The organism is Acinetobacter sp. PC34, assembly GCF_051789135.1.
GTDB classification, from domain to species: domain Bacteria; phylum Pseudomonadota; class Gammaproteobacteria; order Pseudomonadales; family Moraxellaceae; genus Acinetobacter; species Acinetobacter johnsonii.
Map to the genome: position 1 here is coordinate 3350681 of NZ_CP196664.1, position 22632 is coordinate 3373312.

Consider the following 22632-nt stretch of genomic DNA (forward strand, 5'->3'; position numbering starts at 1 on the left):
AGGCCCTTTCGAGCCCTCGAAGGTTGATCCGTGAACCAAACCAAAACTAAATCCAACTGAAGTTGAAATTAGTAAGTTTGAGTCGCTTTAAAGCTTTCAATACCTGCTTTGATTGCAGCTTCGATGTCTTTGTTGTAATCACCAGTTTCATCGATGTTTTGCATTAACGCAGCATTTTCTGAACGGAAGTAAGAGATTAACGCAGCATCAAAATCTACGATTTTCTTCACTTCAACGTCAGCCATGTAGCCTTCGTTAGATGCATAAATTGAAACAGCTTGGTCAGCAATTGAATATGGAGCATATTGTTTTTGCTTCATTAATTCAGTTACACGTTGACCATGTTCAAGTTGCTTACGAGTCGCTTCATCAAGGTCAGAAGCGAACTGAGCAAACGCTGCCAATTCACGGTATTGCGCCAAAGCAGTACGGATACCACCAGACAATTTTTTAATGATCTTAGTCTGCGCTGAACCACCAACACGAGATACAGAGATACCCGCGTTCACAGCAGGACGAATACCTGCGTTGAATAATGATGTTTCAAGGAAGATCTGACCGTCAGTGATCGAAATTACGTTCGTTGGTACGAATGCAGATACGTCACCCGCTTGAGTTTCAATGATTGGCAATGCAGTTAATGAACCAGTTTGGCCTTTAACTTCACCATTCGTGAATTTCTCAACATAGTCAGCAGAAACGCGCGAAGCACGCTCAAGAAGACGAGAGTGAAGATAGAATACGTCACCTGGATACGCTTCGCGACCTGGTGGACGACGTAATAACAATGAAATTTGACGGTAAGCAACAGCTTGCTTAGACAAATCATCATAAATGATTAGTGCATCTTCACCGCGGTCACGGAAGTATTCACCCATTGTACAGCCAGAGTATGGAGCCAAGTACAACATTGCTGCTGGATCGGCTGCAGCTGCTGCTACAACAGTGGTATACGCCATAGCACCAGTTTCTTCTAGCTTGCGCACAACGTTAGCAATAGTCGATTGTTTTTGACCAATTGCTACGTATACACATTTAATGCCAGAGTTTTTCTGAGCGATGATCGCATCGATCGCCATTGCTGTTTTACCAGTTTGACGGTCACCAATGATCAACTCACGCTGACCACGGCCTACAGGGATCATTGTATCTACTGATTTATAACCAGTTTGTACAGGTTGATCCACTGATTGACGCCAAATTACGCCTGGTGCTACTTTTTCAACAGCATCAGTTAATTTTGCATCAATTGGGCCTTTACCATCAATTGGGTTACCCAAAGCATCTACTACACGGCCTAAAAGTTCTGGACCAACCGGAACTTCTAATACACGACCTGTGCAACGCGCTTTTTGACCTTCTTGAAGGCTTAAGTAGTTACCTAAAACAACGACGCCCACTGAATCCTGTTCTAGGTTCAGTGCCATACCGTATAAGCCGCCGTCGAATTCGATCATTTCACCGTACATTGCATCAGCAAGGCCGTGAATACGCACAATACCGTCGGAAACCATAACAATGGTCCCTTCGTTTTTAGCGGTCGCGCTGGTGTCCAGATCGCCGATACGCTGTTTAATGAGCGCACTGATCTCGGATGGATTCAGTTGTTGCATTGCGCTATACCTCAATCTTTTTAAAGTTCAGTCTTCATATGCAATTAAGCAAGAAGACGAGTCCGCATTTTTTCTAGCTTGTTAAGCGCAGAATCATCTATCACTTGGTCGCCTGCACGAATAACAACACCAGCAATAAGCTCTGGTTTAACTTCTACAGAAACATTTACCGCAGCTTCGAATTTTTTCTCTAAAGCATGTGCAAGTAATTGTTCTTGTACAGAAGTCAATGGGAATGCAGATTCAATCACTACATCCACAGTATTGTTATTCTGTGATTTGAGCTGCTCGTATTCAGCAGAAATTTCAGGAAGAAGCGCCAAACGGTTGTTTTCAGCAAGCAATGTCAAAAAGTTTGACACTGCTGCAGTTTGGTCTTCGCCTAATACTTTTGCAAAAAGACTTACCTGCTCAGCAGGAGTAAGCTCAGGGCGAGTTAAGAAAGCTGAAAATGCTTCGTCTTGCACCGCAGCACTGAGCAAGTTCAATGCAGATGACCAAGAGTCAGTTGCATTTTGCTCAGAAGCGTAAGCAAATGCTGCTTTAGCGTACGGGCGTGCCAACGTCAAGAGTTCAGCCATAATCCGCCTCTCTTAAAGTTTAGCAGCCAGCTGAGTCAGCATGGCATTGTGAGCTTCAGCATCAACTTTTTGGCTAAGAATTTTCTCAGCACCTGTTACTGCAAGATCAGCAACTTGTTGACGTAATTCTTCACGGGCAGAATTGATTTCTGTATCAACAGCTTCTTTTGCTTGTTGACGAATACGCTCACCTTCAGCTGACGCTTGAGTACGAGCTTCTTCTACCAATTGTGCACCGCGACGGTTCGCTTGTTCGATCAATTGAGCCGCTTGCGCTTTCGCTGCATCTAATTCAGCTTTCACTTGAGCTTGCGCATCCGCAAGATCAGCTTTTGCTTTTTCAGCAGCGTTTAAGCCATCAGCGATTTTACGCTGACGCTCACTAATCGCATTGATTAGTGGTGGCCATACAAATTTCATGCAGAATGCGACAAACATCGCAAATGCAATCGCTTGGCCAATCAATGTGAGGTTGATATTCATTGCTATTCCTCAATAGTTTAATTTAGGAATTAAGCCGATTAACCTACAAATGGATTAGCAAAGATGAAGAACAAGCCAATACCAACACCGATCATAGGCACAGCATCAAGAAGACCCGCGATTAAGAACATACGAGTTTGAAGTTGTGGAGCCAATTCTGGTTGACGTGCAACAGCTTCAAGGAAGCGACCGCCTAAAAGACCAAAACCAATCGCAGTACCTAAAGCACCAAAAGCGATCAAGATAGCAGATGCAATTGCAACTAGACCTAAAGTGAGTTCCATGATAATTCCTCAGAGGTTAGGTTTATACCAAATTAAATTAAAAAATTGTGCGCCCAACCATCCAGTGATAGTTGGGCATTACCATTAATGCTTTTCGCTTGCCATGCTCAAGTATACGATAGTCAGCATCATAAAGATGAATGCTTGTAGCGTGATAACAAGAATGTGGAAGATCGCCCAAGGCACAGACAACGCCCATTGGATCCAGAACGGTAATAATGCGATAAGGATGAAGATTAACTCACCTGCATACATGTTACCGAAAAGTCGCAGAGCCAATGAAACTGGACGTGCAAGGAATGTTACTAATTCAAGAATTAAGTTCACTGGAATCAATAACGCTTTTGCAACTGGGTTACTTGGGTTAAATGGGTTAAGTGCTAATTCGCCAACGAAACCACCAATCCCCTTTTCGCGAATACTGTAGAACAAGATCAATACAAATACAGATAAAGACATACCTAGGGTAATGTTTGGATCTGTAGAAGGTACAACCTTGAAGTAAACGTGATGAGGATCCATACCAAATACACTTGCACCAATCAGTTGAGCTGTATACGGAATAAAGTCAACTGGGATTAAGTCCATTGCGTTCATGAGGAAAATCCACACGAAAATGGTCAATGCAAGTGGCGCAATTAAGCGTGATTTGCCATGGAAAGTGTCGCGAACACTTGAGTCCACAAACTCAATGATCATTTCAATTGCAGACTGGAACTTGGTTGGAACACCAGAGTTTGCAGCTTTCGCTACGCACCAGAACAACAAACAGAAAATCACACCAAGAGTGATAGACCAACCCATTGAATCCAAGTGAATAGCAGTGAACCCCATCTGTTGAGCTTCTTCAGCAGTCTCAGCCAACTTCCATGAACCGTCTGGCATTTTGCCATAAGTCATATTCGTCAAGTGATGCTTGATATACTCGGTCGAAGTAAGGGCATGTTCTTCAGCAGCCATAAATCACACCTGGTCAATGTCAAATACAAATAGAGAGAACGAACATCGCGTGCTGCTTGATATCTCGTTCATCTCCTAAAAAACTTTTCAATTTTTTGTAGTGCTTATTAAACTCGTTTTTGTTGACGCGACACCCAAAATGGAGCAACCCACGTCATGGTTTGAACGAGCATAAAACCACAAAACAACGCCACCGCTGACAACGGTTTGACATTGCTTAAAATTAAAATGAAACCAACAATCACAATTGCAAACTTACCCATCATGCCTTTATACATGTTCGCAAGAACTTGTTTAGAAGCGCGAGCTCCTGCTGCTCGAAACGACTGCCATGAAAAATAGCAAGTCGCAAGCCAACACACGAGCGCACCTAATGCTGCACTCAGGGCTGCGGTTGAGTCTTTCACGACCCAGCCGATCAAGGCTGAAACAGGAATCATACATGCTTGTAAGAGGACTAAAGCTTTCGCTAATCGTCGGTCAATCAAGCGACTAGTTCGGCTCATTATTTATTCACTCACAACAATCATGCTTGACAAGTTTAGCTGATGATTATTTTTAATCGCAGGCATTATAGAGTTACACCCCTGAACATGCAATCTTTTCCCGACCTAAGTCGAGTTTTTTTCTATGTTTAAATTGCTTTTAAACTAATCAATTATTGTTTAATTTTTGCGTCACTTTCGCGCATTTAGCACACATTTATGCACATGATCGGCCAATTGCTTCCACGCGCTGACAAAATCCCCTGCCCCAGTCATGCTTTCATCAACCGCTTGGAAGACTAATGGGTTCAACTTTTGATATTGTGCTTGACTTGCATGCACTTCAGCCAAAAGGCACATCTTTGAATAAGGGCGGCTGTCATTTAAGTATTTGATTTGCGCAACCGTAGGCGCAATATGTGGATCATCTGTCAATGCACCTGCAAAGCGTAAGTTTAAAGGTCGCTCCAGGTATTGATAGGCATCATGAAAAGACCAATACGGGCGAGCTTGGGTACTTTGACTATATATAGCTGAGGCTTGTAACATTTTCTGAGCAAAGAGTTTGGCATTGTTCCAGTAGCGCTCCTTATACTCAGGCATCTGCTGTGAACGCAGGCCTGCAATAAAGAAACCAATGCGTACCGCATTGTTTGGGTCAAGCCAAACATGGGTATCAATGGTATTTTTTAAGGCATCACCACGGGTATTTCGTAGTGGTAAGGCATTGATAATGCCTGAATCTAAAATAGAAACTGCTTTATCATTGGGGGTCAGGAGTTTATCCAGCGGTGCTTCATGTGCTCGTCCCAACCAAATAACCAAGCCTGCATCCTGAATGATTTTACGATGCATTGGGGTCAAACTCACATCATGTCCAGATTGATCGGCCAACAATAAGGTTGGTTTTTCAATGCCTTTCGTCACTTCCTGTGCAATCAAGTAAATCGGCTGTGTAGAAACAACCAAGTCTTGCGTCCAAGCAACACTACTAAACAGCGCAAACGCAAAAAAAGCCAAGAAACGGGACATGGGGAGCAATCACTAGAAATACAATTAGTGTTATAATATAACAAATCGACAAAAATACCTATGCCTAATCGAAACTCTCTGCGCTTCATGTTAAGATTTAATGTCGTTTTTCTTTTATAAATTTTGCACTTGAGGTTTGTTATGAGCGCTTGTTCTCACGAACACCACCATGCTTTACATGATGTGCATGGTCATCACAACGTTGAGACGCGTTTGGCTGAAGCAGAAGTCTTGTGCGCAACAACTGGTGCGCGCCTAACCCCCTTAAGAAAAGAAGTCTTGGCACTGATCCTGAATGCGACAGGTCCGATGGGTGCGTATGACTTGTTGGCTAAAATTAAAAGCAATGCCGACCGCCCTGCTGCCCCACCGACGGTGTACCGCACCTTAGACTTTTTATTAGAAAAAGGCCTCATTCACCGACTCACCTCGATTAATGCCTATATTCCGTGTTGCCATCCCCGTGAAGGCCATCAAGCAGCCTTTCTCATTTGCACTGATTGCAAATCAGTGACCGAGGCCTCTGCACAAGGATTATTACAACAACTCGATGCACTTTCCGCAGCCGATGGTTTTACGGCACAACATAGCATTATCGAAATTTCAGGAATTTGTCAGCAGTGTCGCCACAAATAAGCCTCGATCCTGTTCTGGTCGAACTCTCCCAAATTAGTGTTCGTATCGATGAACGCGACATTTTAAAGCATGTCGATTTTGTCTTACATGAACGGGAAATTGTGACCCTGATTGGGCCAAATGGTGCAGGGAAATCCACGCTCATTAAAGTGCTATTGGGTATTGTGCACCCTAATACTGGCGAAATTAAAACAACAAAGCCACTCAAGTTTTCTTATGTACCGCAAAAATTTAATCCCTCACATAGCCTACCGCTTAGGGTAAAAGACCTATTGGCTTTGGAAAAATGTGATCCTGTAATTAAGCAAGAAATTATCCACGATACTGGGATCAGCAAACTTGAAAATTCTAAAGTACAGCAGCTTTCAGGTGGAGAGCGTCAACGCGTTTTACTGGCACGTGCGCTGTTACGTCAACCTGATATTTTGGTTCTCGATGAACCGATGCAGGGCCTAGACATTCAGTCTGAGGCTGAGCTGTACGACTATGTGCGCAGTTTACCCGCCAAATATGGTTGTGCTGTGCTCATGGTTTCACATGATTTGCAGTGGGTCATGCAAGGAACTCATCGTGTAGTGTGTTTGAATAAACACATTTGTTGTAGTGGCCTGCCTGAAAGTGTGCAACAACACCCTGAGTATCAAGCTATTTTTGGTACCAACCGCGTATTCTATCAACATCATCATGATCACTGCGCACATGGTGATAGTGCAACGCCTTGTCAGCATGACGCTCGCCCACACATTCACCCCGAACCGGAAGCTTAAGTCATGATGGAATGGTTACAACTGCTATTACCTGCATGGATTATGGGTACGTTGCTAGTCTTTTTGACTGCACCACTGGGCTGTTTGATGCTATGGCGCCGCATGTCATTTTTTGCCGACACCATGGCACATGGTACTTTACTGGGTGTCGCGATTGCAGGAGCAATGGCGTTGCCCCTGTGGATGGGTGTGGCTTTTATTGCGGGCTTGTTGGTGGCGATCCTTTGGGTTTTGCATGATCCACGGTTACCTAATGACGCATTACTCGCACTCTGTTCTGCGACCTTGCTCTGCTCGGGTCTGATGTTTATTCAACATATTCCAAGCTTAAGACCTGAGCTACTCAGCTATTTATTTGGTGATTTGCTCACGATCACATGGGCAGACCTGCCCGTTTTTGCCACTGTTATTGTTGTTGCATTGGCAGTGCTTTATAAAAGTTGGCAAGCTCAAATTCAGATCGCGATCGATCCTGATATGGCCGTCAGTGAAGGTGTCAGTGCGAAATGGCAACGTTTGATTTTTATGTTGCTACTGGCTTTATTTACCATTTTGGCGCTTCGTGCAGTGGGTTCTTTACTGATGGGTGCTTTGCTTGTCATTCCAGCACTTACCGCTCGACTGCTTGCCCACTCTCCAAAACAAATGGTGATTTGGGCCTTTGTGATTGCGCAAATTGGGGTGACAGTTGGTTTATGGTCCAGCGCAGGGCTGAATACCTCTACAGGACTCAGCATTGTTTTAACCATGTCGATTCTGTTTGCGTTGATTTTTATCGCGCAGAAGTTTAAAAAACTGACATAACTAAATGATCCATCAACGTTATTTTATCAGCGCATGTCTACTCGGACAAAAAGTCCGTTATGACGGCAAAGACTGCTTAGTCTCTCAGTTAGTTCAAGCTTTGCTCGATAAAAATTATGTCAGCTTATGTCCTGAAGTCAGTGCAGGACTTCCAACCCCGCGTCCCGCAGCAGAAATTCGCGACGGGTCAGGTGCTGATGTTTTATCAGGCCACGCACAGGTTTTTTCCTCAGATGGTCATCAGCTTAGCGATGTCTTTATTCAAGGTGCTTACAAAGCTTTAGCATTGGCGCAAGCCAGTCACGTCACGCATGCTGTGCTCAAAGCCAATAGCCCATCTTGTGGCAGTGATGGTATTTATGATGGCTCATTTACTGGGCAAAAAATTGCAGGGGAAGGAATCACTGCCGCCCTATTTCGTCAGCACGGTATACATGTGGTTACCGAACAACAGTTTTTAGCAGAACTGACGCAGACTAAACTTACTGATGAACCAAACTAAGCAATCCCGCCGCACAACTAAATAACACTGCGAAAGTACGATTGAGATATTTTTGCTGTCGCGGTGATGTTAAAAGTTTTAAAACTTTCGCTGCCAATCCCGTATATCCTGCCATCACAATCAAATCAATCGTGACCATCGTGACGGCCATCACCGCATATTGACTCCACTGCGGTTTAGACAAATCCAAAAATTGCGGTAAAACTGCCAATAAAAAGACGATTGCTTTGGGATTGCTCATATTGATCAAAAAGCCATACATCACCAATTTCGAGCGAGACTTAGTCGGTTGTTCTTGTTGAATTTCAATCGACTGGATGGGTGCCGTACATTGTAAATAAGCCAAATACAACAAATAAGCCACACCAAACCACTTCACGGCCCAAAATGCCCAAGGCTTTGTGGCAAAGAGTACCCCTACCCCAGCCGCCACAATACCGATTTGCACCAATAAGGCGAGTTGTAAACCCAGCGCATTCCAATAACCATGCCGAAAACCGTAGTTAAGGCCACTCGACATTGACGCAATGGCCCCTGCCCCTGGAGAAATACTAATGATCCAACATGCGAGTACAAAGCCAAGCCAAATTTGAAATGACATAGTGGTATTGAGAAAAAAATGATCTTTAGATTATATGATCTTTCATGCTTTTAGGGTTTATTATTCATCAATGAATTTATCACTTAAGGCTATGAAGCTGAAACTGCATAAGGCACAATAAGTGCAGCCAATAGAAATAACAATTTTTTTAGGAGCCATGAATGACCGCCCAATCTGTAATTCTGCCATTACCTTCAGATCATGCCCGTTTTATTGTTTTACGTTTAAAAGATTTAAGTATTGAAGAACTTAAAGAAAAATTAGAAGATTTATTTTCAACCCGTGATCGTCTTATTACCCAACATCCACATGCGCAGATCAAAACAGCTGTTGCTTTTGGCCCTGAACTTTGGGCACAACTTCATCCTACAGCGCCTGCAGGGTTTAAACAGCTAGAGCCCATTTATGGCTCTTTCAATATGCCTGTTTCACCTGCGGATGTTTTAATTCATATTGCGTCTCAGCGTACCGATATTTGTTTTGCCCTGAGTCAATCCTTCTTTGAAGGCATCCAAGATAAAGTGGATGTTTTAGATGAACGAGTCTGTTTCCGCAATTTTGATGGTCGAGATTTGACTGGTTTTATTGATGGTACTGAAAACCCGCAGTTTCCCGATGATCGTGCTGCAACGACATTATTAAGTGAAGATGCAGGAGTATTCGCAGATGGTTCTTTTATCTTTGCACAGCGCTATTGCCATGATTTGGAAAAGTGGAAAAAGCTAAAGGTTGATGCTCAAGAGCAAGTCTTTGGACGGACAAAACTTGAAAGTATTGAACTAGATGATGACGTTAAGCCTGCAAATTCTCACGTTGCACGTGTCGTGGTTGAAGATGATGAAGGCGAGGAAATGGAAATCCTACGTCACTCTCTTCCTTATGGCGATGGTAAAGGTGAGCAAGGTTTATTTTTTATTGCCTATACGAAAGATTTAAACATTATTGATGCGATGTTACTGCGTATGTTCGGCACCAGTGGTGATGGAATCCATGACCGTATGCTTCATTTTGTGACTCCTGTGGACGGTGCTTACTATTTTGCGCCGAGTGAGGAGTTGCTGGAAGAAGTGTTGGAAGGGTGAAAAACCAAACCAAGCTGACAGAAATCAGCTTGGTTAAATCCATAAAACAAGAATTTTCTCTGCATTGGTATCAGATGAATACTCGTCACAATCAGATATATTAAACGCCTTTCGTTCTAAATTAATTACTTGTATTTCACCATTTATAACATCAAACAATAGAACATTATTTTTCTGATTTTTATCAATAGAAGTATAGACTAAATCTTGCGATGAATCACTTGCCCCTTCACTTACCATCCTCTCAACTTTAATAAGTTAAAATCCAAATGACTTTCATCCCCCTTACTATCATTTAAATAAGTACAAGATCCTAGTGAAACCAATATAAAATATAAAATATTACATCTTCATTGGAATCAATTACCCTTTAAAAAATAAGAATACATGCCACCACCATCATCTTTTGAAATAATCTTGTTAGTTCCTTTCTTTTTTTCCACAAAGTTTTTTATCGAAAAAGGTTCTTTTTGATCAGGTATTAAGATAAATGAGTACTCAATAGGAGATTTTTCATAGACTACTCTTCCGGTCGAGCTAAAGTCTTCTGAAGCTTTTTGAAGCTCATATAGAATCTGATATGTCTTTTTGTTTTTATTATATTTCACAGACCCCAACTTACTAAAATCCATAGAAACCTCATTAAAATTTTTTAATTTAGAATTTAAAGACAAGAAAAAAGGTGAATATAAGCCTAAATTTTTTTTATTTAAAATATATACATCACTTTTAAATTTTTTTGAATTATTATTTGAAACTGGACTTGCATAGCTCTCAATTGAGAAAATAACCATATTACTATCATTAAACAGCACACTAGAGCCAATAGCACTTACATCTGAAATAATAAAAGGTAACTTATACTCTATTCCATCTAGCTGAATAAAAGTCTCATAATTTAAAAAATAATAATCATTTCCTTTTATTCTATTGTCATTTCTTAATAGAGGTTTCAATAAAATTGAAATATCTTCATATGGAACATTAACTGTATTTTTCTTTAATTTAAAATTTTTATCATTATCAGTATATATAAACCCAGAATTTAAAACATTCCTATACCCTAATTTTATATAATTAGGTTGATTTATGTTATTTTCTATATTAAATTCTGCATTAGCAATTGTTGAAAAAGCCAACATACCTATCAAGCATAATTTATATTTCATGATCTATTTACCTATTTAATTTAACACCATTTTCAGTGGTCTTACAATTATCTAACCAAGGAAATGGGTCTTGTCTATACGTCATTCCAGATTTCCCCATTGATTTCGTTATCTCTGTTCTGACCTCAAAATGCAAATGTGCACCATCCTCAATTCTTGTCATACTTCCGGCATTACCAGTATTACCTGTTTTCCCAAGAATAGTATCTAGAGTGGTTATAATAGCTCCCTCTGTTACATTTATAGAATTTAAATGTGCATAAACAAAGTAAATTGTGTCTATGTTTTTTGCTAAAGCTTTTTTTGAAACTGGCAAATCATTTATGTCACATTCTAAAATAATCGTTTTTCCATAACCTGGATATGATGGAATTACTTTTGCAATGGTACCAACACAAACTGGATAAACATTGGCACCATTATCAGCCTCAAGATCAAGACCTTGATGCATTCCACTAGATCTATAAGTTGTTCGATTAAACCCTGATGCAACCTTAGTTGCCTGCTGTAAATTACTTTGATTATAAGTTGCAGCATTTGCCTTTAAGGGTAATGATTTATAACCAAACCGCCTCACTTGACAAGTACCATTAAGTGGATTTCTCCAACCATCAAAATTGAGCTTCTGTTCGTTGTTTGTACTCACTTCTTGTGTTTTCTTCTGTATATTTTTTTCTTGAGTAATTGGAAAATTAATCCTAAATTCTTCTTTATCTTTTATCGAAGTGATTGAAGTTAAAACTTGATTATCGAAAATGATTTCAAGCTTATCTCCTTTTTTAATTTTAATAACTTCATGACCATTTTCATTTGTCAAATGTGGTTTTAACCCATATTTAGATTTTACGAAATACTGAATACTGGGTTCAACCTTATTATTTACAATGGATGTAATAATAATACTAATATTTTCTGTTGCTTGGGTATCATTAGCTCCTTTCTTTTTCTCGAATTCTTTACTTGGCCGAACTAAAGCTTTACCACCTAGAAAAACAATAATTTCCTCCATTGTTCGAGCATTCTTAAATTTTTTCCCATCAGCAGGGCTAAGGGTAAATCGATTTACATTAATTTTTGCATCTGTATATTCAGTACATAACCACCATCGATATGCATCCCTCCCATTACTAAATCTTTCCTTATAATTTTGTAATGTACTGCAATTAGGACTATCTTTGGAACACACTTGCCCTTGTAGTTTTGACCATGAAGAGTCGTTTGTTGCTTCAATTATTTTGCCAAACCCTGTTGGACCATCATGATGAGCTACATATCCAACTTTTGCGAGATCACTAGGTTCTAAACTATCGACCTTTCTATATATGTTTGTAACTATATCAATATTTGCCCTAGCATATGCCGCTGCTGAATCCACCGAAAAAGTAGGGTCCGTTCCAAGAGCTTTTAATTTTTCTTTATCTTTTACCGAAATTAACTTAAGAGCCATATTCTCTTGAAAATTAGAGATTAATTTTTTCTTAATAACATGTTTTTGAAGTAATGTGTCACTATAAGTAGAACGTGTACATATCTCATACCAAGTGCCACTTAAAAACTGAGTTAATCCTACTGCAGATGATGTTGAAGCACGTGCTTGAGCATTCCATTCTTGACTTCCTCTTTTTGTACCAGCTTCTGCGTTAATTTTTGCAGCTAAGGCTTGTGGCGCTAAATTATATTTTTTTGCTGCGTTAATAATTATTCTTCGATATTTTTCATTATCTGGATGTAAATATAAATTTTCTTCAGAATATACTGCAGCTACTGTGACAGCAGGTAATCCACCTTCCACTCTTGTTTCAGATGTCCCAGATGTCCCAGATGTCCCAGATGTCCCAGATGTCCCAGATGTCCCAGATGTCCCAGATGTCCCAGATGTCCCAGATGTATTCTGCGCTTTCTTACCATTAACTTTCAATTCTTTTTCAATTGCTTGTGTATTTGTTCTAGCTACACCCTCAACTTGATAAGTATTACCTTTTAATATCATTGCACGAGAACTTAGTTTTAATATTTTTTTCCCCATCGGCAATGTTTTATGATGAGCTATAAGTTCAAATATATTTTTTAATGTATATAAACTTATTTTTATACCTTTCAAAGCATCTTCAATTTGAATATCTTTAATTAACCCATTATCATCGCTAGTCATTAAATGACACTGACCATCATACTCTAGTAATAGCTTAGCTTGAGGAATTGATTCCCACTTTAGATCATAAACTTTTATTGTTAAAAATGTATCAATTTTTCTACTATTATTTTTTTTCAAATATATCTTTTGCCCAATCTTTAATAAATTTTTCTTTTTACCATATAAACCATTTATTTCAACTAACTCATTAAGACTAATATTATATTTGTTTGAGATACCCCAAAGCGTATCCCCTTTTTTTACGATATGTACATTACTCATACTGATTTCCAGACTCTTTATCATATGGATTGTGATGCTCACCTAAATCTATTTCTTCTTGTAATTCCTCTTCTTCATCATCAAACCATGAAACCCAATCATCGAACCCAACCAATGCTTTATACTCAATATTTTTTTCATCATTTTCTAGTCTAAAAATAGATTTATCAATTTTCGAATCTAATTTAAAAACATAGTTCTCATTTATTTTTTCATAAATTTGTATCATTGCATTTTCCATTTTCTCACCTTCTAGTGACACAAAATGGAATAATTTAGTAAATGGACCACTGCTTGGTAATTCAGGAACCTCATAAGATACTTTTGCACCACCCACAAAACTATGCTGACCCGCCTTACTTTCAAACTTTCCACCTGTTGTCGTAAAAATCCCATCCCCATTAATTTTGAGCTGTGAACCACCAGCAGTCAGTACAATTTCTTTCGGACTGGTTATTTCTATTTTATCTTCTGTTGAAATTAGCTTAATCACCTTACGCGCAATCGCCTCTATCGCATCATCTTGTGCCTGTAATTCGACTTTTCCTTTTGCTGCAAATGCTTTTAGCCCTTTTTGTGCAGCAAATAAGCTCACTTTATCCTGCGCATGCGCAATAATATTCTTCTGGGCACTTAAGTTAATGGACCCCTGTGCGCTTTCAGCAATGTCTTGAGAAGCTTGTAAAACAATATCTTCAGGCGTCGTTAAAGCAATACCATTGGGGGAAGCCAGCAGCATTAAAGCCTGACGAAAGATCTTCGCTTGAGCTTGATTCTGAGTATCCTGCGTTTGCTCTGCCTCTTGAGCATATGTCTCCATAAAACCTTGCATGGAGACCAATGCCTGCATGGGATTAACATCCAATTTGCTGCCTTTATTAAAGCTTCCGCAAGCACTCGTCAGGTCAAAGTCTCTCATATCAACATTCGCAATCACTTTACCAACATCTTTTAAAGCGCCGAGTGGATCCGCATTCAATTTGTCTTTCACGCCTTGCAACTGACTTTTTAAAGCATCTGTACCATGTTCTTCGAGGTTATCAATAAAGGCTTTTAAATTTTCTATTGAAGCCTCTGCATCCTGAAAATAATCTTTAAATTCATTGATCAAATTGTCTGTGTCTTGACCAAATTTTTGAATATCCTCAATAAAACCACCACACGTTTTTAATGCCGAAATCGGATCCTGACTGACTGCAGTTTTAAATAAACCAACAGTTGCTTGGAGGGCTTGATTGGCCCCTTTTAGCTCTACAGACTGAATCAATTTAGGCAGACGATTGATCACATTCAGTGCATCAGTCTGTTGTTTAACAGCCAAAGTACTCAGCATGTGCATACTGTCATGACCTTGCTGCAAGATGGACTGGGCTTCGGATGCAGCCAAATGATCTGCGACCGCTTGATCCTGTGCATAGGTACTAATCAAGAGGCCTTTGCCTGCACGCATGGCTCCCCATTGATCCGTTCTTAGCTCAAACCCCTCACCACGCCCATCACTGTTCTCAGTTTCTTTTGGATGACTGAGGTTACCGAGATTGAGCTGACTCGCTCCATGACTGCTGTGTAGCTGCACACTAATTTGCCCTGTCGTATCATCAAAACGCAGTTGGTTAAAGCCTTGCCCTGCAACCTCTTGTGAACGAATCCCGCTGAGTTTTTTCGTCGCAGGCAATGTCCCTTTCACATCAAACATGGTTTGGTGGCGCTCGGCCTCATGAATGCGTCCTACTACAAAGGGTCGATCGACATCCCCCTCAAAGAAGTCGATGACCACAATTTCTCCAACACGCGGATGAAAACGTACGCCATACCCCTCACCCGCCCATGGGGTCAATACATCGACCCAAGCCGAGTCCGTGTCATTGTCATTTGCACCCGCCCCACCATCATGAGCATGGTCATCACTACGTGTAAACATAAAGCGAACTTTAATCCGTCCCCATGCATCCACATAAATTTCTTCCCCTTCAGGCCCGACAACTTTGGCACGTAAAGGATAGGCTGCTGGACGGTGTATCCACGCTTGATATTCAGGAACAATTTTGACCTCACGGCGTACGACAAAGAGTTCATTGGCTTGCCGTTCCTCATTCAGACCTTGCCAGCGACTTACTTTTAATAACAGATTGATTTGCTGTAATAACTCTTTGGGTAAATTATTTTGGTTATAAAAAACTTTGCCTAAAATGAGAAATTCACGCTCTGCGGACACATGCTGTTCTATTTCAGGATGATCCACCATTTCAAACCAATAGCCCACTTGCGCATCTCGAACGCTACTTTTTGCTGTGAAATATTTGGCCTGAAGCTCATGATATTGGTTCAGTTGTTGGTTGAGACGATCTAGTTGACTGCTATTAGCAGACGTGGCCTGATCCTCACCTTGTAGATCAGCCGTCCATGCTGGACTGACACACCAGGCTTGTTCCAGACCCAAACTTTCATTGTCTTGTTGATCACTATGCTGATGTGCACTCAATACAGCCTGACTCTGATCTTGAGCTAAATGTTGCGCTTGCCAACGCTGCGTCTGTACCGTGGTGGATTGTAAGTGACGTTCAGCAATAAAACTGGTGATGCTATCAAAAGGCTCAGTGGCATGGCTACAGTGGAAACGAATCTTTCGGCGGCCCAGTGCTGTAAAAGCTTGATTATCATCCATCAAACGAAGTTGCTGTGCCTGAATCGGTTCCGACGAACTGAGCACCGTCGGAGCTTGTTCATCGATCAACCAATTAATCCCTTCACTCCGCCATAGTCGAGTGAGAAATTCAGCGTCGGTTTCATTAGACTGCATGACAAAGGGTCGTACATCATAATCACGACTCAAACCCTCTAAGTTCAGGCTTAAGCTGGCTGCAAATAACGTGCTGTGACTTTGCCATTCGCTAAACAGAATTTCAGTAATTTCACGAACACTTTTGCTCATAAACACACGACTGTTTCTGCGCTTATGCCACAGCGTTGTTGCATCTTCAATAGTGAGTTTATAAACAGTTAGCGCGCCATCACTTTGACCCTGACTGGCACTGGTAATCACTCCCGTCAGACGCGACAGCTGCCCCACATCCGTGACCTGATCAACCGCGACTCGCCCACCAATGAACTGTTTTAAAGGCAAATAAGCATTGGTCGATAAACATAGGATTTCAGCTTTTAGGCCCTGATTAATGCGATGTTCACCCTCAATGCGCTGAATAAACACCTGTGTGTTCAAAGCCAGATTGGAAAAATGAATATGCACAGCACGTTTTTGCGAGCCAAACCCAAAGGATTCCAGCATTTTATAAATAGAATTGAACATGATCATTGTTAAGTTATTGGTTTTTATACTTGTGCGCGGAGTGTACAAAATGTCTTTTTTTTAATCTAGTAAAATAATGTTAATGAAGACGCAGCTCTCAAAAAAACAAAAAGGAGCATTACGCTCCTTTTTGTTCAATCTCATTTTCAGCTTTAGAAGGCGACACGTTTATAGTGACGATACTCTGGCTTCCAGAAGTTTTTCTCAATCGCGTGTTGCAATTGCTCATCACTAATAATCGGGGCTACACCTGCATCCATTGCTGCTTTGGCCACTTTGAATGCTATCAACTTAGAGACTTTCTGAATTTCATCAATCTCAGGCAATAAATCTGCTGTAGGGTTAGTCAACATCGGTGAGCAATCTGCCAAAGCATTACTCGATGCAATCAGCATCGAATCGGTCACACGGGTTGCATTGGCCGCAATCACGCCCAACCCAATGCCTGGGAAGATGTATGAGTTATTACATTGCGAAATATTATAAATTTTGCCTTGATAATTGACAGGAGCAAAAGGACTGCCCGTCGCAATCAAAGCCTTGCCGTCCGTCCAGTGAATAATATCTGCTGGCACTGCTTCTACACGCGACGTTGGATTAGACAGTGGCAATACAATCGGACGATCACAGTTCGACGCCAAAGTGCGAATCACTTCTTCAGTGAATAAACCCGGCTGACCCGATACTCCAATCAACACAGTAGGTTTGGCATTTTTCACGACATCAAGCAGTGAAATCACCTCTTCAGCATTACCCCATTGCGCAATCACGTCTGGCTTTTGCGCCAATTTACGTTGGAAATCGAGTAGATTCGGCTGATTTTCAGTGATTAAACCAAAACGATCGACCATATACACGCGTGCACGTGCTTCGGCATCAGTTAAACCCTCAACTTTCATCTGTGCAACAATTTGCTCAGCAATCCCACAGCCTGCTGAACCTGCACCTAAGAAGGTAACGGTTTGATCTTTGAGCTGTTTACCTGCCGCACGTGATGCAGCAATCAAACTGCCCACAGAAACGGCTGCGGTACCTTGAATATCATCATTAAAACAACAGATTTCATCACGGTACTTATTCAATAACGGCATGGCATTATTTTGCGCAAAATCTTCAAATTGAATTAAGGCTTTCGGCCAACGACGCTTGATCGCAGCAATCACTTCATCAACAAAAGCATAGTACTCATCACCACTGATACGCGGTTGATTCCAACCCATATAAATTGGGTCATTCAGTAACTGCTGATTATTGGTCCCGACATCGAGGGTAATTGGTAAAGTATAAGCTGGGCTAATACCACCACACGCAGTATAGAGCGACAACTTTCCAATCGGAATACCCATCCCGCCAATGCCTTGGTCTCCCAAGCCTAAAATACGCTCGCCATCGGTAATCACAATGACTTTGACATTTTTCTTGTTGATGTTATGCAAGATGTCATCAATATGCGCACGGTCTGGATAAGAAATAAATGTGCCACGATGGCGGCGATAAATATCCGAGAAACGCTGACAGGCCTCACCCACCGTTGGGGTATAGATGATCGGCATCATCTCACTTAAATGGTTTTCAATGAGGTGATAGAACAAGGTTTCGTTAGTGTCTTGAATATTACGCAAGTAAATGTGCTTATTGATCGCATCATTAAAAGCACAATATTGTTGATAAGAACGCTGACTTTGTTCTTCAATGCTTTCTTCAACATGTGGAATTAAACCATGCAAGTTGAAGCGAGTGCGCTCTTCTTCCGTAAACGCCGATCCTTTATTTAACAGCGGCAACTCAAGTAAGGTATTGCCCGCATAAGGGATGTATAAGGGTTGTTTTGTCTTTAAATATTCTGTCGTCATTACCTATCTCGTTATACATAGATTTAGATGAACCTATGGGGAGAATCTATGCATCTAATTCGGCTACTAGCTTAGCGTCATTTGCTCGTCTTTTGATATTTATAAGCGTGATGTAATTATCAAAGCGATTTAGTCTGAAAATAAAAATCAAACCGACGCAACGCAAAAATCAAGTTTGCGGCAGTCTTTTCAGTCAAATAGCGCATGGATAAAATTTGAACTTAAATAAAGCTCAAGCTAAGCTAACGCTTTTATTTCTTCTTTATATTAAAAATGATCATCAAAAAACTGATGTTGTTGAGCCCTACATGTCTTTACCTCACACAAATGACAGCATGCCAGTCCATTTCTACGGCGCAAACGACAGTGAGTGATAAAATTACAGGGCTATTTGGTCATAACGAAAAACTGCCTGAAATCGATCCCAAAGGCATTGTCGATATCAGTAAAGCCACCATCGAGCAATATGAGCAACTCAGTGCAAATTTACCCTTGAACCAATGGGTCTATTTGGAAAATGAAAAACAAGGGATTTATCAGCTACAAAACAAATCGACCGAAGGCTTTGTACTCTCACTGCGTCTTAATTGTAAAATCAGCAGTCATCCGCCTACGTTTGAACTTCAAGATACGCAAGGCAAACGTATCTTATACGGCTATGATAAAGAAGCAGGACAGATTCAGTTTTTACTCGACAACAAAAACTACGGCAATCCCTTTGATCCATTTCAACGCCAAACCCTAAGTCGTTTTCAACAACAGCTTGCCAGTGCCAAAGTGATTAAACTCTTTCATGCCAGCAAACTGTATCGTTTTCAAAACCAAAATGCGGAACTCCTAAGCAAACCTGTCTCATGCCGTGAAAATAGCTAAAATGGAGGTTATTTGAGTGGGTTCAAATGTGACATATCGACAAACACACCGGTCAAACGGCGCACAATCGGCAGTACAATAAGCACTACAGGATAGGCCACCACCCAAGACATCATCCATGAGGAAAGCCAAACCTGTAGGAAATTGTCCACCCAGCCCAAATTGCGCCAAAGATTGATCATCGAGATAATGCCACTCATAAAAAATGAGATAAAAAACGGCAAAATAAACATGGCATATTTTGCTGGTAACTTGGGAATATTCCCAATGATCATGGGCCGCTGTTCAGACACGTTTTATCCTTAAAAGTATGCGTTTTGATTTTCATCATACTGTTCTTTTCATGTTTATTGCAGCGCAATCGTTAGCAGTTTTCGAACATTTTTTATTCTATGAAAATGGATTCACCTAAAGACGTGGAAATTTGCTATATTTAGCGTTTTTCTGCGACATCAAATTTTCGACTGAATATGAACACGGCAATCCAAGCAGCTCTCGAGCACGCAGTACAAAACCTTCAAGCTGAAGGTATCCTTCCAGCAGACTGGAACAACAGCAGTACTTTGACGCGTACCAAAGACCGAAGCCACGGGGATTTCGCGTCCAATATCGCGATGATTGCCTCTAAAGCTGCGGGTATGAAGCCTCGTGATTTAGCCGAAAAAATTCTTGCTGCGCTGCCAGAAGTGGCGGACATCAGCAAAGCAGAAATCGCAGGCCCTGGCTTTATTAACTTCTTTTTAAATGCTGACCAACGTTTTGCTGTACTTGATCAAATTCAAGCGCAAGGCAAGCAATTTGGCCGCACTCAAGCCAATGCTGCGAAAAAAATACAAGTAGAATTCGTTTCTGCCAACCCAACGTCTAGCTTGCACGTTGGTCATGGTCGTGGCGCAGCCTATGGGATGACGGTTGCAACCTTGCTTGAAGCAACAGGTGCAACCGTAGACCGTGAATATTATGTGAATGATGCAGGCCGTCAAATGGACATCCTTGCAACATCTACCTATTTACGCTACCTCGAATTAACAGGCCAAGAACTGGTTTTCCCTAAAAATGCCTATCAAGGCGATTATGTTAAAGAAATCGCGCAAAGTATTATCGATGCTGATGGCGATGCTTACGTTCGCCCTGTAGCAGATGTGTATAAAGATGTTCCTGAAGATGTGCAATATGCAGAAGAACTCGATGCTGAAGGCAATAAAGTTGTCCTTTCAGGCGACAAAGAAAAGCACATTGATGGTTTGATTCATAATTCACAAAGCTTAATCGGTGAAGCTTACCGCGTATTCCACCAAGCAGCGCTTAACGCGATCTTAGATGACATCAAAGATGACTTGGGCGAGTTTGGCGTAACCTTTAACCAATGGTTCAGCGAAGCCTCATTGACAGACAAAATTGATGAAGCTTTAGTCACTTTAGAACAACGTGGTTTCTTATACGAAAAAGACGGCAACATTTGGTTCAAATCGACTGAATTTGGCGATGAAAAAGACCGTGTTGTGAAACGTCGTAATGGGCAAACCACTTACTTTGCTTCTGACATTGCTTATCATCTGAACAAATTACAACGTGGCTATACCGATATCATTGATATCTGGGGCTCAGACCACCATGGCTATATTTCACGGGTCAAAGCAGCCATTGATGCCTTGGGGTATGATTCGAAAAAACTGACTGTGCTTTTAGTTCAGTTCGTCAGCCTATGGCGTGGTGGTGAGATGGTACAAATGTCATCTCGTTCTGGTCAGTTCGTGACTTTACGCGACCTGCGTAAAGAAGTGGGCAATGATGCTGCGCGTTTCTACTACGTGATGCGTAAGTCTGAGCAACACATTGACTTTGACTTAGACCTTGCAGTTTCACAAAGCAAAGACAATGCGGTGTACTACATCCAATATGCGCATGCACGTGTCAATCGTATGGTCGATGTGAAAGCACCTGAAAAAGGCATTAGTTTTGATCGTAGCAAAGCAGCTGATTACGATGCGACCTTATTAACTCTTGATGCTGAAACTGAAATTCTTGCCAAACTTGCGGCCTATCCTGAAATTGTGCTTCGTGCAGCAAATAGCTATGAACCACACCAAGTGGGTAACTATTTGAAAGAACTCGCGGCGTTATTTCATGGTTGGTATAACTTGGATAATACAAGAATTATCGACGAACAGAATATTGCCCTTTCGCAAGCCCGTTTATTACTTTCAATAAACGTACAACAAGTTTTGCGTAATGGTTTAGAGTTACTAGGTGTGTCTGCACCTGAGACGATGTAACCAGCAAAGCAAAGCTTCACACATGGCTGTAAGACCGAAAGCTATGCTTGAGGTACCGATGTAAAAAGCAACGCTTTGCACATCGTCGCAAGATGAAGGGCTTTGCCCGAAGTAGCCATATCAACCCCGATGTATTGCTCGCTTTGTGAAACTTGAATTTTGCAAAGCGATTCTTTATTTTACAATGACGCCTCTTTTAATTGCTTGAGGCCAAGTACTAAAATAAAGCAAAGAATGGGCCAGTCCCTCATATTGATTAGAAGAAAAGAGGTTTCCACGTGTTTGGAAAAACGCAGCGCGGTGTATCTGAAAGACCGAACAAACCCAAAAAGCCACTGATTCCAGCTTGGCTCGGTACACTTGTGGTCATTTTAATCGTGCTCTGTTTTGCTGTAGCACTGTTACTGTGGAAACCTTGGGCACCAGTGAAGCCGAAAGGGCAAATCACTTCGGAACATTATCAAGAAGAAACCAATAAAGACTACCGTTTCTATGACCTACTGCCACAGCAGCAAGTGACGCCGATTCCTGATCAAGCCATTCCTGAAACCAAAGACAATCCAAGCACTGTGGTGATTGTTGAAGCACCTGCTGCCGAAGAAAGCACCCCTGCTGAACCGGGTTTAACCGAAGCAGCACCGACACCGCAAGCGCCAAGTTTTATATTGCAAGTCCGCAGTTACCCTGACCCAGACAGTGCCGATGCACGTCGTGCAGAAATTATCTTAAATGGTCTCTCTGCCGATGTCGTCAAAACCGTTGAAGGTGGCCAAACATGGTATCGCGTGATTTCAGGGCCATATGACTCGCAAGAAGCCGCAGTGATTGCGCAACAAACCCTACAACATAGTGGCATTGACTCAATTGTGGTCAAACGCTAAAACAAAAAAAGGATGCCTCGGCATCCT

The 22632-nt window shown here is 41.3% G+C and carries 22 protein-coding genes; 8 read left to right on the forward strand and 14 right to left on the reverse strand.

Annotated elements, in window-relative coordinates:
- Positions 1-68: 68 nt before the first annotated feature.
- The 7 genes from atpA to ACSC9N_RS16325 all read right to left on the reverse strand — a co-directional run bounded on the left by atpA (position 69) and on the right by ACSC9N_RS16325 (position 5438).
- The gene (atpA, locus tag ACSC9N_RS16295) at positions 69-1613 is read right to left on the reverse strand and encodes a F0F1 ATP synthase subunit alpha (RefSeq protein WP_004684423.1); all 1545 of its coding nucleotides are present in this window, start codon (positions 1611-1613) and stop codon (positions 69-71) included.
- Between the two features lie 44 nt (positions 1614-1657).
- Positions 1658-2194 carry a F0F1 ATP synthase subunit delta gene (locus tag ACSC9N_RS16300; protein ID WP_004984037.1) on the reverse strand — a complete coding sequence of 179 codons (537 nt, stop codon included), beginning with the start codon at positions 2192-2194 and terminating at the stop codon, positions 1658-1660.
- A gap of 12 nt (positions 2195-2206) precedes the next feature.
- A complete protein-coding gene (locus tag ACSC9N_RS16305) occupies positions 2207-2677 on the reverse strand; it encodes a F0F1 ATP synthase subunit B (protein ID WP_004684420.1) in 471 nt (156 codons plus the stop codon).
- Positions 2678-2715: 38 nt separating this feature from the next.
- On the reverse strand, positions 2716-2961 hold the full coding sequence (gene atpE / locus ACSC9N_RS16310; protein WP_000424060.1) for a F0F1 ATP synthase subunit C: 246 nt from the start codon (positions 2959-2961) through the stop codon (positions 2716-2718).
- Between the two features lie 84 nt (positions 2962-3045).
- Complete coding sequence (gene atpB, locus ACSC9N_RS16315; protein WP_004684418.1) at positions 3046-3921, reverse strand: F0F1 ATP synthase subunit A; 876 nt, start codon at positions 3919-3921, stop codon at positions 3046-3048.
- A gap of 107 nt (positions 3922-4028) precedes the next feature.
- On the reverse strand, positions 4029-4427 hold the full coding sequence (locus tag ACSC9N_RS16320; RefSeq protein WP_004684416.1) for an ATP synthase subunit I: 399 nt from the start codon (positions 4425-4427) through the stop codon (positions 4029-4031).
- 171 nt (positions 4428-4598) lie between these two features.
- Positions 4599-5438, reverse strand: coding sequence for a metal ABC transporter solute-binding protein, Zn/Mn family (locus tag ACSC9N_RS16325; RefSeq protein WP_004684414.1), 840 nt, complete (start codon positions 5436-5438; stop codon positions 4599-4601).
- A gap of 141 nt (positions 5439-5579) precedes the next feature.
- Between ACSC9N_RS16325 and ACSC9N_RS16330 the strand changes: the two genes are divergently transcribed.
- From ACSC9N_RS16330 to ACSC9N_RS16345, 4 genes are read left to right on the forward strand one after another with little or no spacing between them, the layout of a single operon-like run.
- Positions 5580-6074 carry a transcriptional repressor gene (locus tag ACSC9N_RS16330; protein WP_004984035.1) on the forward strand — a complete coding sequence of 165 codons (495 nt, stop codon included), beginning with the start codon at positions 5580-5582 and terminating at the stop codon, positions 6072-6074.
- A complete protein-coding gene (znuC, locus tag ACSC9N_RS16335) occupies positions 6059-6841 on the forward strand; it encodes a zinc ABC transporter ATP-binding protein ZnuC (protein ID WP_058952383.1) in 783 nt (260 codons plus the stop codon). Before ACSC9N_RS16330 ends, znuC begins: the two co-directional genes overlap by 16 nt.
- Before the next feature lie 3 nt (positions 6842-6844).
- Entirely contained in the window at positions 6845-7645 is an 801-nt protein-coding gene (gene znuB / locus ACSC9N_RS16340; protein WP_004984031.1) for a zinc ABC transporter permease subunit ZnuB, read from the forward strand.
- Positions 7646-7649: 4 nt separating this feature from the next.
- Positions 7650-8147 (forward strand): DUF523 domain-containing protein, encoded by a 498-nt coding sequence (locus ACSC9N_RS16345; protein WP_094148882.1) that lies wholly within the window; start codon positions 7650-7652, stop codon positions 8145-8147.
- Here ACSC9N_RS16345 and ACSC9N_RS16350 read toward each other — a convergent pair.
- Positions 8128-8748 (reverse strand): LysE family transporter, encoded by a 621-nt coding sequence (locus ACSC9N_RS16350; protein WP_130234895.1) that lies wholly within the window; start codon positions 8746-8748, stop codon positions 8128-8130. The two genes, ACSC9N_RS16345 and ACSC9N_RS16350, sit on opposite strands and share 20 nt — an antisense overlap.
- Before the next feature lie 161 nt (positions 8749-8909).
- Here ACSC9N_RS16350 and ACSC9N_RS16355 point away from each other — a divergent pair, with 161 nt between their 5' ends.
- Positions 8910-9830 carry a Dyp-type peroxidase gene (locus ACSC9N_RS16355; RefSeq protein ID WP_058952384.1) on the forward strand — a complete coding sequence of 307 codons (921 nt, stop codon included), beginning with the start codon at positions 8910-8912 and terminating at the stop codon, positions 9828-9830.
- 33 nt (positions 9831-9863) lie between these two features.
- Here the strand turns inward: ACSC9N_RS16355 and ACSC9N_RS16360 are convergent, their stop codons facing one another.
- From ACSC9N_RS16360 to ACSC9N_RS16380, 5 genes are all read right to left on the reverse strand, one after another.
- Positions 9864-10070, reverse strand: coding sequence for a hypothetical protein (locus tag ACSC9N_RS16360; RefSeq protein WP_058952385.1), 207 nt, complete (start codon positions 10068-10070; stop codon positions 9864-9866).
- Between the two features lie 119 nt (positions 10071-10189).
- On the reverse strand, positions 10190-10999 hold the full coding sequence (locus tag ACSC9N_RS16365; RefSeq protein ID WP_171253708.1) for a hypothetical protein: 810 nt from the start codon (positions 10997-10999) through the stop codon (positions 10190-10192).
- 7 nt (positions 11000-11006) lie between these two features.
- Positions 11007-13415 carry a LysM peptidoglycan-binding domain-containing protein gene (locus ACSC9N_RS16370; RefSeq protein ID WP_395477897.1) on the reverse strand — a complete coding sequence of 803 codons (2409 nt, stop codon included), beginning with the start codon at positions 13413-13415 and terminating at the stop codon, positions 11007-11009.
- A complete protein-coding gene (locus ACSC9N_RS16375; RefSeq protein WP_130234897.1) occupies positions 13408-16722 on the reverse strand; it encodes a type VI secretion system Vgr family protein in 3315 nt (1104 codons plus the stop codon). The genes ACSC9N_RS16370 and ACSC9N_RS16375 overlap by 8 nt, the downstream gene beginning before the upstream one ends.
- Positions 16723-16874: 152 nt before the next feature.
- Positions 16875-18575: an NAD-dependent malic enzyme gene (locus ACSC9N_RS16380; protein WP_130234898.1), complete on the reverse strand. Its 1701-nt coding sequence runs from the start codon at positions 18573-18575 to the stop codon at positions 16875-16877.
- 273 nt (positions 18576-18848) lie between these two features.
- Between ACSC9N_RS16380 and ACSC9N_RS16385 the strand changes: the two genes are divergently transcribed.
- On the forward strand, positions 18849-19448 hold the full coding sequence (locus tag ACSC9N_RS16385; RefSeq protein ID WP_439036093.1) for a hypothetical protein: 600 nt from the start codon (positions 18849-18851) through the stop codon (positions 19446-19448).
- 8 nt (positions 19449-19456) lie between these two features.
- Here ACSC9N_RS16385 and ACSC9N_RS16390 read toward each other — a convergent pair whose 3' ends face one another.
- Positions 19457-19741 carry a DUF2798 domain-containing protein gene (locus tag ACSC9N_RS16390; RefSeq protein WP_130234900.1) on the reverse strand — a complete coding sequence of 95 codons (285 nt, stop codon included), beginning with the start codon at positions 19739-19741 and terminating at the stop codon, positions 19457-19459.
- A gap of 177 nt (positions 19742-19918) precedes the next feature.
- Between ACSC9N_RS16390 and argS the strand changes: the two genes are divergently transcribed.
- Together argS and ACSC9N_RS16400 are read left to right on the forward strand one after the other, a co-directional pair.
- Complete coding sequence (gene argS, locus ACSC9N_RS16395; RefSeq protein ID WP_130234901.1) at positions 19919-21724, forward strand: arginine--tRNA ligase; 1806 nt, start codon at positions 19919-19921, stop codon at positions 21722-21724.
- A 278-nt stretch (positions 21725-22002) separates the two neighbouring features.
- Entirely contained in the window at positions 22003-22605 is a 603-nt protein-coding gene (locus tag ACSC9N_RS16400; protein WP_004684390.1) for an SPOR domain-containing protein, read from the forward strand.
- Positions 22606-22632: the final 27 nt, after the last annotated feature.